The 14877-nt window shown below is 69.7% G+C and carries 14 protein-coding genes and 1 pseudogene; 5 read left to right on the forward strand and 10 right to left on the reverse strand.

The features are described from left to right. Positions 1 to 20: 20 nt before the first annotated feature. The 4 genes from D8I30_RS13400 to kdsA are packed head-to-tail and all read right to left on the reverse strand — an operon-like array spanning position 21 to position 4503. Positions 21 to 1124 (reverse strand): DUF3089 domain-containing protein, encoded by a 1104-nt coding sequence (locus D8I30_RS13400; RefSeq protein ID WP_121483188.1) that lies wholly within the window; start codon positions 1122 to 1124, stop codon positions 21 to 23. Then, entirely contained in the window at positions 1124 to 2125 is a 1002-nt protein-coding gene (rfaD, locus tag D8I30_RS13405; RefSeq protein WP_240387254.1) for an ADP-glyceromanno-heptose 6-epimerase, read from the reverse strand. Before rfaD ends, D8I30_RS13400 begins: the two co-directional genes overlap by 1 nt. Continuing rightward, a complete protein-coding gene (rfaE2, locus tag D8I30_RS13410) occupies positions 2122 to 3582 on the reverse strand; it encodes a D-glycero-beta-D-manno-heptose 1-phosphate adenylyltransferase (RefSeq protein WP_121483189.1) in 1461 nt (486 codons plus the stop codon). The genes rfaD and rfaE2 overlap by 4 nt, the downstream gene beginning before the upstream one ends. Positions 3583 to 3600: 18 nt before the next feature. After that, entirely contained in the window at positions 3601 to 4503 is a 903-nt protein-coding gene (gene kdsA / locus D8I30_RS13415) for a 3-deoxy-8-phosphooctulonate synthase (RefSeq protein ID WP_430804927.1), read from the reverse strand. Between the two features lie 123 nt (positions 4504 to 4626). Here kdsA and sseA point away from each other — a divergent pair, with 123 nt between their 5' ends. Then, a complete protein-coding gene (gene sseA / locus D8I30_RS13420; protein ID WP_121483190.1) occupies positions 4627 to 5475 on the forward strand; it encodes a 3-mercaptopyruvate sulfurtransferase in 849 nt (282 codons plus the stop codon). A gap of 9 nt (positions 5476 to 5484) precedes the next feature. Here sseA and D8I30_RS13425 read toward each other — a convergent pair whose 3' ends face one another. Next, the gene (locus D8I30_RS13425) at positions 5485 to 6600 is read right to left on the reverse strand and encodes an amino acid ABC transporter substrate-binding protein (protein ID WP_121483191.1); all 1116 of its coding nucleotides are present in this window, start codon (positions 6598 to 6600) and stop codon (positions 5485 to 5487) included. A gap of 77 nt (positions 6601 to 6677) precedes the next feature. On the opposite strand from D8I30_RS13425, the gene metC reads away from it, so the two are divergent. Continuing rightward, positions 6678 to 7853 carry a cystathionine beta-lyase gene (gene metC, locus D8I30_RS13430; RefSeq protein ID WP_121483192.1) on the forward strand — a complete coding sequence of 392 codons (1176 nt, stop codon included), beginning with the start codon at positions 6678 to 6680 and terminating at the stop codon, positions 7851 to 7853. A gap of 15 nt (positions 7854 to 7868) precedes the next feature. On the opposite strand, the gene D8I30_RS14995 is transcribed toward metC, so the two are convergent. The 4 genes from D8I30_RS14995 to tpiA form a co-directional block, all read right to left on the reverse strand. Continuing rightward, complete coding sequence (locus D8I30_RS14995) at positions 7869 to 7997, reverse strand: hypothetical protein (protein WP_276118687.1); 129 nt, start codon at positions 7995 to 7997, stop codon at positions 7869 to 7871. A 69-nt stretch (positions 7998 to 8066) separates the two neighbouring features. Then, positions 8067 to 9719 (reverse strand): CTP synthase, encoded by a 1653-nt coding sequence (locus tag D8I30_RS13435; protein ID WP_121483193.1) that lies wholly within the window; start codon positions 9717 to 9719, stop codon positions 8067 to 8069. Positions 9720 to 9839: 120 nt separating this feature from the next. Beyond that, a complete protein-coding gene (secG, locus tag D8I30_RS13440; protein ID WP_121483194.1) occupies positions 9840 to 10253 on the reverse strand; it encodes a preprotein translocase subunit SecG in 414 nt (137 codons plus the stop codon). A gap of 73 nt (positions 10254 to 10326) precedes the next feature. After that, positions 10327 to 11076 carry a triose-phosphate isomerase gene (gene tpiA, locus D8I30_RS13445; RefSeq protein WP_121483195.1) on the reverse strand — a complete coding sequence of 250 codons (750 nt, stop codon included), beginning with the start codon at positions 11074 to 11076 and terminating at the stop codon, positions 10327 to 10329. A 131-nt stretch (positions 11077 to 11207) separates the two neighbouring features. Here tpiA and D8I30_RS13450 point away from each other — a divergent pair, with 131 nt between their 5' ends. The 3 genes and pseudogenes from D8I30_RS13450 (at position 11208) to D8I30_RS15055 (ending at position 14661) form a co-directional block, all read left to right on the forward strand. Further along, positions 11208 to 13124: a peptidylprolyl isomerase gene (locus D8I30_RS13450; protein WP_121483196.1), complete on the forward strand. Its 1917-nt coding sequence runs from the start codon at positions 11208 to 11210 to the stop codon at positions 13122 to 13124. Further along, positions 13124 to 13591, forward strand: a pseudogene (locus D8I30_RS15050) (anthranilate synthase component I); the annotation flags it as partial. The gene D8I30_RS13450 and the pseudogene D8I30_RS15050, both read left to right, overlap by 1 nt. Before the next feature lie 239 nt (positions 13592 to 13830). Then, positions 13831 to 14661 (forward strand): anthranilate synthase component I family protein, encoded by an 831-nt coding sequence (locus tag D8I30_RS15055; RefSeq protein ID WP_346426478.1) that lies wholly within the window; start codon positions 13831 to 13833, stop codon positions 14659 to 14661. On the opposite strand, the gene D8I30_RS13460 is transcribed toward D8I30_RS15055, so the two are convergent. Next, positions 14658 to 14846 (reverse strand): hypothetical protein, encoded by a 189-nt coding sequence (locus D8I30_RS13460; protein ID WP_121483197.1) that lies wholly within the window; start codon positions 14844 to 14846, stop codon positions 14658 to 14660. The genes D8I30_RS15055 and D8I30_RS13460 overlap by 4 nt on opposite strands. Between the last annotated feature and the right edge of the window lie 31 nt (positions 14847 to 14877).

A 14877-nucleotide genomic window follows, 5' to 3' on the forward strand; every position in this document is an offset into this window, starting at 1 on the left:
GCCCTCACGACCGAGGGCGTTCAGGCCGGGTTGCGACCGACCTCCCAGGCCTTGAGGCGGCCCAGCACATCGGCCTCAATGTCGGCATAGAAGAGGTTATAGGGCGGAATCTTGCGCTGATCGGCCCAGGAGCCGCGCGTGCGGAAGGACTCCGAACTGAGGCGCGAGCGCCACAGGATGCCGTCGCGGCATTCGGCCGCGACCAACCGGCCCTGGAAGGCGGGGCGAATGCCCCACTCCAGATTGGTGGCGTTCGTGGCCCCCCTGCTTTCGCGCGCCTGGGATACGGGCTCGGAAACGGAGCCCGTCACCGGGTTGACGCAGGCGATCGGGCCGCCGGCCACTCCCACAAGGGCGCCGCGGTCGTTCCAGGTCAAGGCGCGGCGCATCACCCGCCTGGCCTCGCCCTCGCCGTTCTCTTCGACCGAGCGCCAGGCCAGGGCGCAGCCCGTCTCGTCCGCCGAATGGCACAGGGGGGTGCTGGTGAAGCGAGAAACGGGCGTCACCCCTTCGATCAGATAGGCTGCGACCAGGCGACGCTTCAGGGACGGATCCTTGGCCACCCGGTCATGCAGCAGGCGATCAACGATATCGGCGCCCTGCTCCACCCCCACGAGGACGATCGACCCCTCGGGCCGGGCCGCCAGCCAGACGTCGAAGGCGGCCTCGACGTCGCCGTAGGCGAAAGCCCGCGCCTCGCGCGCGTCTTCCCTGAGCGTGAGGCGGCTGTAGAGGCTGGCCTGGCGATACAGGGGGGCGCTGATGTCGCCCGCATGGGCGAACGGTCCCGCATAGTTGGGCAGGACCACGCTGCGCAGCAGGGCCAGGGCGCGACGGTCGTCGATGGCCCCGTTCCAGTCGCTGCCGCCGTCATAGGTGGTGGAATGAACGAAGAAGACGTGCGCCTGGCCCGCCCCCGGCGCCCGCGCGTTGATCAGGGCCCAGGCCTTGTCGCTGCGATAATCGGGCGCCGCCGGCGGTTGGTAGGTCTGGAAGGGGATCTGCGGATCAAGCCCGGCCTTCAGGATGTCCCCGCGCCAGACGGCGACCGCCGCCGTCAGCAACAGGACGAGCGCGAAGCCCGCGTAGCCGACCCACTGGCGAAAGGTCAGCTTCGGCCACATCAGCGGTACGGGTCCGGCTGGGCCAGGAAGTCCTGGACGTAACGGCGCACGCCTTCCTCCAGCGGCGTCGACTGGCCGCCGTAGCCGAGGGCGCGGATGCGATCCATGCTGGCCTCGGTGAAGTACTGATAGCGGTCGCGGATCGCCTCGGGCATGTCGATGTAGGCGATGGACGGCTCCTTGCCAGCCGCGGCGAAGGTGGCCCGCGCCAGGTCGGCGAAGGAGCGCGCCTGGCCCGAACCCGCGTTGAACACGCCCGAGACGTCCTGGCGCTCCAGCAGCCACAGGATGATGTTGACCACGTCGTCGACGAAGACGAAGTCGCGCAGCTGGCCGCCGTCGGGGTAGTTCGGGTTATGCGAGCGGAACAGACTGACCGTCTCGCCAGCCTGCACCTTGGGCCAGATCTGAGCCACGACCGACTTCATGCCGCCCTTGTGGCCCTCGTTCGGACCATAGACGTTGAAGAACTTCAGCCCGGCCCACTGCGGCGGCGCCTGGTCGCGATCCGCCTGGCGCACGGCGTACTGATCGAACAGGTATTTCGAGTACCCATAGGCGTTTAGCGGGCGAAGCGCATTCAGGCTCTCAGGATCGTCGCGATCCTCGAACCCCGTCTCGCCGTCGCCGTAGGTGGCGGCCGAGGAGGCGTAGATCATCCGCACGTCGCGCACCGCGCACCAGTCCCAGATGTCGCGCGAGAGGCTGAAGTTGGTGCGCAGGATCAGGTCGGCGTCCGGCTCGGTGGTCGAGGAGATGGCGCCCATGTGGATCACCGCCTCGATGCGGTCGGCGTGGCGCTCCAGCTGTTCGAACAGCTCTTCGGGCGCCCACAGATCGGCGATCGGGTGTTTGGCGATGTTCTTCCACTTGGCGAGATCGGCCGTCTCCAGCCGATCGCAGACGACCACGTCCCAGGCGCCGCTCTCACACAGGCGGGCGACGATGTTGGAGCCGATGAAGCCCGCGCCGCCCGTGACGACGATCATTCGCGGGATCATGCTTGCTCTCCAGTCATCTTCTCAATGGTCTTCGTCGTGGAATAGCCGTCGGCGAAGTCGGCCAGACGAACTTCTCCGCCCCAGCTCTCGACCTCGGCGGCGCCGACCACCTTGTCCTTGGTGTAGTCCGCGCCCTTGATCAGAACGTCGGGCTTCAGTCGCTGGATCAGGGCGATGGGGGTCGGGTCGTCGAAGGCGGTGACGCGGTCGACGCTGGCCAGACCGCCGATGACGGCGGCGCGGCTGTCCAGGTCGTTGACAGGACGGCCCTCGCCCTTCAGGCGGCGCACCGAGGCGTCGGTGTTCAGCGCCACCACCAGCCGGTCGCACCAACTGCGCGCCTGCGCCAGATAGGCGACGTGGCCGCGGTGCAGGATGTCGAAGCAGCCGTTGGTGAAGCCGACCTTCAGGCCCTGACGCTTCCACGCCTCGACCTGATCAGCCAGTTCGTCCAGCGGCGTGACCTTGGACTGGGCCAGGGCCGCGTGCTGGCTCATCTCGGCCTCGATCAGTTCGGCGGGCGTGACCACGGCGGTGCCGCTCTTGCCCACGACGACGCCCGAGGCGAGGATGGCGAACTGCACCGCCTGCTCCAGCGTCGCGCCGGCGCCGAGCGCCAGCCCGAGAGCGGCGAGGCAGGTGTCGCCCGCGCCCGAGACGTCGAACACCTCGCGCGCCCGGCCGGGGAAGTGGACGACCCCGCCGCCGCGTTTCGCCAGCGTCATGCCCTTGCCTGCGCGGGTGACGATGACGGCCTTGGCCGTGGTGGCGTCCAGCAGAGCCGCCAGGGCGGCTTCGACCTGTTCGTCGGTTTCGGTCGGCAGGCCGGTGGCGCCCGCCAGTTCGCTGGCGTTCGGCTTGATGACATCGACCGCGCCATAGCGGGCGAAGTCGCGGCCCTTGGGATCGACGATCACTGGCGCGCCATACTCGGTCCCGGCCCATAGCGCCGCTTCAATGGTATCGTCGTCCACTACGCCCTTGGCGTAGTCGGACAGCAGGATAGCCCCTGCGCCTTGGAACACGTCTTTGTCGCCATAGCCGGAATGAGGCGCGACCTCGTCGTCCAGCCGCAACAGCTGCTGGCCGGCGGCGACGAAGCGCGTCTTGACGATGGTGGCGGCCGCTTCGGGACGGATCAGGGCGTCCTCGATCCGCGCCTCGGCGGCGATCAGCTCGGTCAGTTCGGCGCCCGCCGCGTCATTGCCCGCGACCGCGCCCAGACGGGCCAGGCCGCCCAGGGCCGCGACGTTGCGGGCGACGTTGCCCACGCCGCCGGGCATGGCCACGGTGCGGCGCGCGCGCAGGACGGGGATCGGCGCCTCGGGCGAGATGCGGCTGACCTCGCCATAGACATAGCGATCCAGCATCAGATCGCCGACGCAGGCGACCTTCAGGTCGCGCACGCGCTCCAGCAGGGACTGCAGGGCGCCGAGATCGAGAGAACGTTCAGCCATGACGCCGAACTAGCGGATTCACGCCGCCTTCGCCATCGGCCCCTTGAAACCGAGCTTGATGGCCAGGTCGTCGAAGGCGATCAGTTCGGCCGCCAGGGCCTCGAACTGGCTCAGCGGCACCATGTTCGGGCCGTCCGACGGGGCGTTGTCCGGGTCCTGGTGCGTCTCCATGAAGACGGCGTCGACGCCGACCGAGACGGCCGCGCGGGCCAGCACCGGCACGAACTCGCGCTGGCCGCCCGAGGAGGTGCCCTGCCCGCCCGGCTGCTGCACGCTGTGGGTCGCGTCGAACACCACCGGGCAGCCGATCTCGCGCAGGATCGGCAGGGCGCGCATGTCGCTGACAAGCGTGTTGTAGCCGAAGCTGGCGCCGCGCTCGCAGGCCATGACGTTCGGATTGCCCGCGCCCGTGACCTTGGCGATGACGTTCTTCATGTCCCAGGGGGCCAGGAACTGGCCCTTCTTGATGTTGATCGCCTTGTTCGTGGCGGCGGCGGCCAGCAGCAGGTCGGTCTGGCGCGAGAGGAAGGCCGGAATCTGCAGCACGTCCACGACCTCGCCCACCGGCGCGCACTGGGCTTCGGAGTGGACGTCGGTCAGGGTCGGCAGGCCGGTGACTTCGCGGATTTCGACGAAGATCGGCAGGGCGTCCTTCAGGCCGATGCCGCGAGCGGCGCTGGCGCTGGTGCGGTTCGCCTTGTCGAAGCTGGTCTTGTAGATGATGCCGACGTTCAGCCGCTCGCCGATCTCCTTCAGCTGATGAGCCGTCTCCAGCGCGTGCTGGCGGCTTTCCATCTGGCAGGGGCCGGCGATGAAGGCGATGCGGGCGCCGCCGCCGATGACGACGGGTTTCTTGAGGCCTTCGGACAGGGTGATGACGGCGTTCGGAGAGGTCACGGCGGCGCTTTCGACTGGTTTCAACGGCGGTTCGCGGGCCTATGCCGCGACTTTAAGTCGGACAGGTGGCGTCGCGGATGCGTTTTCGCAACTTACCGGGCGACTCAGCCCCTGACCACCGGCCGCGCGATCATGGTAATCTGAAGCATGACCCAGACCGATCCGACCGCCAGCCCCCTGATCTCGACCGAAGCCCTGGCGTCGCGGCTGGGCGCCCCGGACCTGCGCCTGATCGACGCCAGTTGGTGGCTGGACGGACGCGACGCCCGGGCGGACTTCGAGCGCGAGCGGCTGCCGGGCGCCGTCTTCTTCGATCTGGACGCCGTGTCGGATCGCGGCAGCCCCTATCCCCACATGCTGCCCTCGCCCGAGGCCTTCGCCGAGGCGATGGGCGCCCTGGGAGTGAGCGAGGGCGACGACATCGTCGTCTATGACGCCCAGGGCCTGTTCTCGGCGGCGCGGGCCTGGTGGATGCTGCGCGTCATGGGCGCCGAGCGGGTTCGCGTGCTGGACGGCGGCCTGCCCAAGTGGAAGGCCGAAGGGCGGGCGCTGGAGATGGGGACGTCGCATCCGCCGCGGGCGACCCGCTTTCAACCGCGCTTCGACGCCTCGACCGTGGTCGACTTCGATGAGGTCTGCTCCGCCCTGGCCGATGGCCGTCAGGTGGTGGACGCGCGCGGCGCCCCGCGCTTCCGGGGTGAAGCCGCCGAGCCCCGGCCCGGCGTGCGTGCGGGCCATATGCCGGGGGCGCTGAACCTGCCCTTCTCGGGCCTGCTGAACGCCGACGGGACGCTGAAGCGCGGCCCGGCGCTGGAAGAGGCCTTCCGCGCGGCGGGGGTGAACCTGGACGAGCCGGTCATCACCAGTTGCGGCTCGGGCGTGACGGCGGCGATCCTGACGCTGGGCCTGGCCGTGCTGGGTCGGCCGTCGCTTCTCTACGACGGGTCGTGGGCCGAATGGGGCGCCCGCCCGGACGCGCCCCTGGCCGTCGGCTAGGCCTTTCGGTCAGCGGACGGGAAGGCCATAGATCAGCCCCCGGGGCTGGGCCGTCCATTGCGCGTTCAGCCCTCTCTCCAGATCGAGGGAGGACTGTTTGCCCAGGTTGCGGTTGAAGATCTCGCCGTAATTGCCTCCCGCGGCGACGGCGTCCCTGGCCCAGGTCCTGGACAGGTTGATGCTGGGGCCGAAATCCCCCTCGACGCCCAGCAGCCGCCGCACCCTGGGGTCCGGCGAGGTCTTGGCCAGGTCCGAGACGTTCGAGCGCGTCACGCCCAGCTCCTCGCCCAGGATGAGGGCGTTCAGCGTCCAGCGGATCACCGCCGCCCACCGATCATCGCCGCTGCGCACGACCGGGCCCAGCGGTTCCTTGGAGATGACGTCCGGCAAGATGACGTGCTGCTGCGGGTTCGGCAGGGTGGTGCGCGCGGCCGCCAGCGCCGAGATGTCGGCGGTGAAGGCGTCGCATTCCTCGCGAGCGTAGGCCTGGCGCGCCTCGCCCTCGGTGGCGACCACGATGGGGCGGTATTCGATGCCGCGACGACGGAAATAGTCCTCGGCGTTCAGTTCGGTGGTCGAGCCCGCCTGGACGCAGACGCGGGCTCCGCTCAGTTCCGCCGCGCTGCTCAGATTCAGCGAGCGCCGCACCATGAAGCCCTGGCCGTCGTAATAGTTGATGCCCGCGAAGCTCAGTTCGCCGCCCGTGTCGCGGGCCATGGTCCAGGAGGTGTTGCGCCACAGCACGTCCACCCGTCCCGCCTGCAACGCCTCGAAGCGCTGCTCCGTCGTCAGTGGCACGAAGCGCACGGCGTCGGGGTCGCCGAAGATGGCGGCGGCGGTGGCGCGGCAGAAGTCGACGTCGAACCCCCGCCAGGCGCCGCGATTGTCGGTGTAGGCGAAGCCGACCAGCCCCTCATGCACGCCGCAGTTCAGGCGGCCGCGCTGGCGGATCGCCGCCAGGGTCGGGCTTTCCCTGATCTCAGGCAGGGCGGCGGGCGCGCGGGCGGACGGCTCGCGGGTTTCCGGCGCTTCCGGTTCGGCCGGCCTGTGACAGGCGCCCGTCGCTGCCGCCAAGGCCGCCGCCAGAACCGCCGCCCGCCCCGCTCCGCCCCGCCATCTCCGCATTCGTCCGCCGCTCCGTCTTGCACCCTGCGACAGTTTAGAGCCCTCTAGGCCCGGAACCGCAACCCGCCGGAGCGCTCATGCCGCCCATTTCCGACCGAACCCGCCTGATCTCCAGCGCCACCCGGCGCGGCAGGGGGCGCCGTCCGGTCAATCCGCCGGTGGAGCGCGCCTCGACCATGCTCAGCGACGATCCCGCCCGGATGCAGGAGGGTTCGGACGGCCCCGTCTATGGGCTGGACGGCACGAGCGCGGCGCGCGAACTGCGCACCCTGCTGGCGGACATGGAGGGCGCGGCCGACGCCTTCCTGGTCCCCTCGGGCCTGGCGGCCGTGACCGTGCCGTTGCTGGCCCTGCTGCGCCCCGGCGACGAGGTGGTCACGACCGACGCCGTCTATGGCCCGACGCGCCGCTTCCTGACGCGCCATCTGGCCGCGCGCGGGGTCGGCGCCCGGTTCCACCCCGCCGACGCCTCGACCGACGCCATCCTGGCCGGCATCGGGCCGCAGACGCGGATTCTGCTGATCGAGGCGCCCGCCTCCCTGTCCTTCGACATGGTCGACGTCCCCGCCCTGGCCGCCGCCTGCCGCGCGCGTGGCGTCCTGACCGTCATGGACAACACCTGGGCGGCGGGGCTGGCCTTCCGTCCGCTGGCGCATGGAATCGACGTCAGCGTCCAGGCCCTGACGAAATACGTGGGCGGCCATTCCGACATCCTGATGGGCGGGATCGCCGCCGGCGCGCCCGAAGTCCTTCGCGCCCTAACGCACGCCATCGAGGACATGGGCTGGCATGTCTCGCCCGACGACGCATGGCTGGCGTTGAGGGGCATTCGCACCCTGCCCCTGCGGTATCAGGCCCAGGCGCGCTCGGCCCTGCAGGTCGCCCAATGGCTGCAGACGCGGCCCGAGGTGGCGCAGGTCCTCTATCCGCCCCTGCCGGGCTCCGTCGGGCATGAGCTGTGGCGGCGCGACTTCGACGGCGCGGCCTCGATCATGGGGCTGGTGATGAAGGGCGGCGACACGGCGGCGGCCCACGCCTTCATGCGGGCGCTGAGCCTGTTCGGCATGGGATATTCCTGGGGCGGCTATGAAAGCCTGGTCACCCATGAAACGCCGCAGTTGACCCATCGCCTGCACGCCCCCGCCCTGCCCGGCCAGCTTCTGCGCCTGCATATCGGGCTTGAGGACCCAGTCGACCTGATGAACGACCTGGAAGGCGGGCTCGCTGGATGGCAAGCGCAGTTGAACGCCTGATCGCGCCTTCGCCGTTCAGAAACCGAAGGCCAGGCGCAAGAGCCCGCGCGCGACCAGCGCCAGCCCCATGACGCTGAGCGTCGCGCCGATCACGAACACCACGCGGAAATGCCGGTGCAGAAAGTAAAGGATGTCGCCTGCCATGTGCGCTGACCCAAAAGGTTAACACAACTATAACATTTGACGGACGAACGTCGCAACAAGCGTGCGTGATCAGACCAATCGGCTCTGCACCAGAGCGGCCGCCACGAAGCTGGCGAACAGCGGGTGCGGCGCGAAGGGCCGGCTGCGGTATTCCGGGTGATACTGCACGCCGATGAACCAGGGGTGGTCCCGGCGCTCGACCGTCTCGGGCAGGACGCCATCCGGCGACAGGCCGGCGAAGAACAGCCCGCCCTTCTCCTCCACCGCCTGGCGGTAGTTGATGTTCACCTCATAGCGGTGACGGTGGCGCTCGTTGATATGGGTCGCGCCGTAAATCTCGGCGATCCGGGAGCCCTCCGCCAGGGTCGAGTCATAGGCGCCCAGGCGCATGGTGCCGCCCAGGTCGCCGCCGTGCTCGCGCTTCACGCGCTCATTGCCCTGGACCCATTCGGTCATCAGGCCGACGACCGGCTCGTCGGCCGGGCCGAACTCGGTCGAGGTGGCCTTGGGGAAGCCGGCCAGGTTCCGCGCCGCCTCGATCACCGCCATCTGCATGCCGAAGCAGATGCCGAAATAGGGAATCTTGCGCTCGCGGGCGAAGCGGGCCGCCTCGATCTTGCCCTCGGCCCCGCGCTCGCCGAAACCGCCGGGAACCAGGATGGCGTGGGCGCCTTCCAGGCGCTGGGCGCAGGCCTCGGGCGCGCCCTCGAAGGTGTCGGCCTCGACCCAGTCGATGTTGACCTTGACGTTGTTGGCCACGCCGCCGTGCTGCAGCGCCTCGATCAGCGACTTATAGGCGTCCTTCAGGACGGTGTATTTGCCGACCACGGCGATGGTGACCTCGCCGTCCGGGTGCAGGCGGCGACGCACGATCTCGTTCCAGCCGGACAGCTCCGGCTCCGGCGCGTCGGTCAGGCCGAAGTGGGCCAGCACCTGGGTGTCCAGGCCCTCGCGGTGATAGTCCAGCGGCACCGCGTAGATGTCGGCCGAGTCCATCGCCTGAATGACGCTGTCGGGGCGGACGTTGCAGAACTGGGCGATCTTGCGCTTTTCGTCGGCCGGGATCGGCGCCTCGCAGCGGCACAGCAGGATGTCGGGCTGGATGCCGATGGAGCGCAGCTCCTTGACCGAGTGCTGCGTCGGCTTGGTCTTCATCTCGCCGGCGGTCTTGATGAAGGGCAGCAGGGTCAGGTGGACGAAGCACGACTGGCCGCGCGGCAGGTCCTGCTCCAGCTGACGGATGGCTTCGAAGAAGGGCAGGCCCTCGATGTCGCCGACCGTGCCGCCGATCTCGACCAGGACGAAGTCCACGTCCTCGCCGTCGTCGGTCTTGGCCGGGTTCAGGCAGAACTGCTTGATCTGGTCAGTGACGTGCGGAATCACCTGGACGGTCGCGCCCAGATAGTCGCCGCGACGCTCCTTCTCGATGATCGTCTGATAGATCCGGCCGGTCGTGATGTTGTCCGACTTGGCCGCCGAGACGCCAGTGAAGCGCTCGTAGTGGCCGAGGTCGAGGTCCGTCTCGGCGCCGTCGTCGGTCACGAAGACCTCGCCGTGCTGATACGGGCTCATCGTGCCCGGATCGACGTTGAGATAAGGGTCCAGCTTGCGCAGGCGGACCTTGTAGCCACGCGCCTGCAGAAGAGCGCCGAGAGCGGCGGAAGCGAGGCCTTTTCCGAGGGAGGAAACCACGCCGCCGGTGATGAACACATAGCGAGCCATGGGCGGACACCTTACTCCATGATTCGTCCCCCGCGGAGAGCGCTCGGGAAAAATCAGTTGATCAAAAGAAGAAAGCGCGCCTTGCGGCGCGCTTCCCCAAACTCGATGGCGGCGTCGCCCTTACTGGGCGGGCGCGCCCTGGCCGGCCGGAAGGCTGGCTTCCAGGTCATCCAGCGACGGAGCCGCCGGCTGGGCCGGAGCGGCCGGGGCGGCTTCCGGGGCCGGAGCCGTTTGCTGCGGCTGGTCGACGGCGATGGAGCCGACGGCCTCGGCGTCGATCACCGAGCGCGAGCCCCGCGCGAAGTTGCCCGCGATCGTCAGGCCGATGGCGCAGACGAAGAAGGCCACCGCCAGGATGGACGTCGTGCGGGTCAGCAGATTGCCCGCTCCCCGCGCCGTCATGAAGCCCGAAGGACCGCCGCCCATGCCCAGGGCGCCGCCCTCGGAACGCTGCAGCAGGATCACGGCCGACAGGGCGACCGAGATGAGGATCATGGCGACGAGCAGAATGGTCTGGAGCATGGCGTCATTCATGTGGGCGCAGAGGCGCGCCGATCAAGCGGCGGCCTCTAACACTGTTGGCGGTTTCGGGCAAACGGCTCGGCGCTCAGGCCGCGCGAATGATGCCCAGGAAGTCGTCGGCCTTCAGCGAGGCGCCGCCGACCAGGGCGCCGCCGACTTCCGGCACCGCCAGGATTTCGGCCGCGTTCGACGGCTTGACCGAGCCGCCGTAGAGGATCGGCGCAGTCCGGCCGCCCTCGCCCAGCTTGGCGACCATGGCGGCGCGCACGGCGGCGTGGACCTCCTCGATCTGCTCCAGCGTGGGCGTCAAGCCCGTGCCGATGGCCCAGACCGGCTCATAGGCGACGGCGAAGGCCTTGCCCGCCAGCGAGGCCGGCAGCGACCCCGCGACCTGACGGCTGACGACCTCGACGGCCTGGCCGGCTTCGCGCTCCTGCAGGGTCTCGCCGATGCAGACGATGGGCTCCAGGCCGGCAGCCAGGGCCGCCTCGACCTTGGCGGCGACGTCGGCGTCGGTCTCGCCGAATCCGGCGCGGCGCTCCGAGTGGCCGAGAATCACCAGGGTCGCGCCCGCATCGCGGACCATCTCGGCCGAGACCGAGCCGGTATAGGCGCCCGAGGACGCAGCGTGGCAGTCCTGCCCGCCGATCTCGACCGCGCCGCCCGCCAGGGCGCGCGCCATGCGCTCGATCAAGGTGGCGGGCGGACACAGGGCCACGCGACAGGCCGCAGCCTGCGTCTTCAGCGCCCTTTCAAGGGTTTCAGCCTCGGCCAGGCTCGCGCCCAGGCCGTTCATTTTCCAGTTGCCGGCGACCAGCTTCACAGATTGTTTCATGCGGCCTGTCTAGTGGCGGCCGCGGCGGAAGCCAAGATGTCGTCAAGCCTCACTTGCGGCGGCGGCCCTGCTCCCCCTATACGCGACCCTTGGCGCCCTTTCGACGCCGGCCCTCGTCAGGTTCTTCTTCGATGATCACGCTCTTCCGCAACTTCGCCAAGTCGAAATGGGCCGCGGGCCTGTTCGCCCTGATCATCCTCAGCTTCCTGGTGGTCGGCGCCCAGTCCGACATCTTCGCCAACCTGGGGCCGCGCCACATCATCAGCGCCGGCGACCGCAGCGTGGATTCGGGGCAGTTCCGCGCCGACTTCGAGCGCGTGCGCACCAATCTGCAGGAACAGGCCGGCCGTCCCGTCAGCTATGACGACATGGTCAAGGAGAACCTGCACCAGCAGTATCTCGACAGCCAGACCCAGCGCCTGGGCTTCCTGGACTGGGCCTATAAGGCCGGCATCCGCCCCGGCAAGGAGCTGGTTCTGGCGCAGATCCGCAAGATCCCCGCCTTCTTCAACCAGATCACAGGCCAGTTCGACAAAGACCTCTACACCCAGGCCCTGGCCCAGCAGAACCTGACCTCGGAAATGCTCGAGCAGGACCTACGCGACCAGTATGTGACCGCCCACGTCGGCTCGGCCGTGTTCGCCGGCCTGCAGGCGCCGCGCGTCTATGCCGCCCTGCTGGCGGGCCAGGCGCTGGAGACCCGCGACGGCCGCTGGTTCACCGTCACCCAGGACATGGCCGGCCGCGCCGCCGCCCCGACCGACGCCCAGCTGACCGCCTTCATGAAGGAGAACGAAGAGCGCCTGCGCAGCCCCGAGTTCCGCATGATCTCCCTGGTCCTGTTCACCCCGGGTCCGAACGATCCGCGCCCGACCGTCACCGAGGAGCAGATCAAGGAGCGCTATGAGTTCCGCAAGGCCGCCCTGGCCGAGCCGGAGAAGCGCACCTTCATGACCCTGACGGTCCCGACCAAGGCCGCCGCCGACAAGATCGCCGCCGACCTGCGCGCCGGCCAGAACCCGGCCGACGTGGCCAAGGCCAACAACATCCAGCTGGGCGATTACAAGGCCACGCCGCAGGCCGCCGTGGGCGACCCCGCCGTCGGCGCCGCCGTTTTCGGCCTGGCCGTCGACCAGGTCTCGGCCCCGATCCAGGGCCGCCTGGGCTTCACCGTGGCCAAGGTGGCCGCCATCCAGCCCGGTCAGGCCGTGACGCTGGAGGGCGCCCGTCCCGCCCTGACTCAGGAACTGCAGGCCGAAGCCGTCAAGGCCGCGACCTACGCCAAGGTCGAGCAGTTCGAGAAGGCCCGCCAGGAAGGCAAGAACCTGGCCGCCGCCGCCGAAGCGGCCAAGGCTCGCGTGATCCAGCTGCCGCCCTTCACCCAGCAGGGCCAGCTTCCCGACGGCCGGCCGATGAACGCCCCGCGCCAGGTCCTGGAAAGCGCCTACGCCCTGTCCAAGGGCGGCGAAAGCGACGTGATCGACGCCGGCGACGGCCAGTATTTCGCCGTGCGCCTGGACGACATCCGCGCGGCCGCCCTGCCGACCCTGGACGAAGTCCGCGCCCCGCTGGCCCAGCAATGGACCCTGCGTGAGAACGCCCGCCGCCTGTCGGCCAAGACCGAAGAACTGGCCGGGCGCGTCCGCGCCGGCGAGGACATCGCCAAGGTGGCCGCCGAATCCGGCGCCCAGCTGACCGTCCGCACCGGCGTGCAGCAGAGCCGCGCGGCCCAGGCCGAAGTCGGCGACGGCGTCCTGCGCGGCCTGTTCGGCCAGGGCAAGGGTCAGGTCTTCTCCGGCCAGCAGACGCAGGACAGCTTCATCGTCGGCCGCGTCGACGCCGTTCACGCCGCCGTCCCGGCCCTGGCCGCGCCGCTGGCCGAGCAGGCCCGTCCGCGCCTGACCGAAGAGCTGGCCAACGCCATGGCCGACCGCACCATCGCCGCGGCCGCCGCTCGCACCAAGTCGCGCAACGACCCGGCCCTCGCCCTGCAGGCCCTGGGCGTCGAGGCGCCGACCGCCGCGCCCGCGACGCCCGCCAAGAAGTGATGGCTCAGGAACAGACCGCAGCGCAGCGCGACCCCTTCATCGCCGGTCTGACGGCGGGCCGGCCCCAGGTGCTGGTCCGCCGCTTGGTCGACGATCTGGAGACCCCCGTCTCGGCCTTCCTGAAGGTCGGGCACGGGCGGCGCTACGCCAGCCTGTTCGAGTCGGTCGAGGGCGGCGCCGTCAACGGTCGCTACTCCTTCGTCACCCTGTCGCCGGACGTGGTCTGGCGCTGCCGCGACGGCAAGGCCGAGATCGCGCGCGGCGCCGATGTCCTGGCCGATATCTTCACGCCCGAAGACAGGCCCGCGCTGGGGTCCCTGCGCGCCCTGATCGCGGCGACGAAGTTCGACCTGCCCGCCGACCTGCCGCCGATGGCCGCCGGACTGTTCGGCGTCTTCGGCTATGACATGGTGCGGCTGCTGGAGCCGCTGGGCCCGGCCAATCCCGACCCGTTGGACCTGTCCGACGCCGTCATGGCGCGCCCGGCCCTGGTCGCCATCTTCGATTCGGTGAAGCACGAGATCGTGCTGATCTCCGCGGCCTATCCCGACACGGCGGCCGATCCGGCCCAGGCCTACACCGCCGCCGAGGCCCGGCTGGAGGATTTCGAGGACCGCCTGCGCGGCCCCTGCCCATCCAGCGCGAGGTCGAGCCGGTTCCCGCGCCCGCCTTCCATTCCGACGTGGACGAGGCCGCCTTCGGCCGCATGGTCGCGCGGGCCAAGGACTACATCGCCGCCGGCGACATCTTCCAGGTGGTGCTGGCGCACCGCTTCTCGGCGCCGTGGGACCAGGACCCGTTCGCCTTCTACCGGGCGCTGCGTCGCGGCAACCCGTCGCCCTATCTGTTCTTCCTCGACTACGTTGACTTCCAACTGGCCGGGTCCAGCCCGGAAATCCTGGTCCGGTTGAAAGACGGCCGCGTCACCATCCGCCCCCTGGCCGGCACCCGCCCGCGCGGCGCCACGCCCGAGCAGGACAAGGCGCTGGAGGCCGAACTGCTGGCTGATCCCAAGGAGCGGGCCGAGCACCTGATGCTGCTGGACCTGGGCCGCAACGACGTGGGCCGCGTCTCATCGCCCGGCTCGGTCGAGGTCACGGAAAGCTTCGTGGTCGAGCGCTACAGCCAAGTCATGCACATCGTCTCCAACGTCAACGGCGCGGCCGATCCCAAGCTGGACGCAGTGGACACGCTTCTGGCCGCCCTGCCCGCCGGCACCCTGTCGGGCGCGCCTAAGGTGCGGGCCATGGAGGTTATCGACGAGCTTGAGACCGAGAAGCGCGGCGTCGGCTATGGCGGCGGCGTGGGCTACATCTCGGCCAACGGCGAGGCGGACATCTGCATCGTCCTGCGCACCGCCATGTTCGCGCGCGGCAAGATCTTCGTCCAGGCCGGCGCCGGCGTCGTCGCCGACAGCGATCCGGCCGCCGAATACGCCGAGACCCTGGCCAAGGCCCGTGCTCCGATGAAGGCGGCCGAGGACGCGTGGCGCTTCACCGCGACCACTCGCGGCCAGGGCGCCGGCGGATCAGTCTAAGGATTGGAAACCGTGGAACCCTGGTCAAACGACACGCCGGGGCCCGCGACCATGGTCCCGGCCAGAAGGACCGCCGCTGTGGCGGCGAAGGCGGCTGCGGCCAGCAGGCGCAGGGGTTTCGGCTGCTCGGCCGGCGCCTCGTTCAACAGGGCGCGGGCGTTACGAATGGCTTCAAGAGGGGTCAAGACGGAATTCTTCCGATGGCGATGCCCCTGT

Origin of the sequence: Brevundimonas naejangsanensis (assembly GCF_003627995.1) — a bacterium.
GTDB lineage: Bacteria > Pseudomonadota > Alphaproteobacteria > Caulobacterales > Caulobacteraceae > Brevundimonas > Brevundimonas naejangsanensis_B.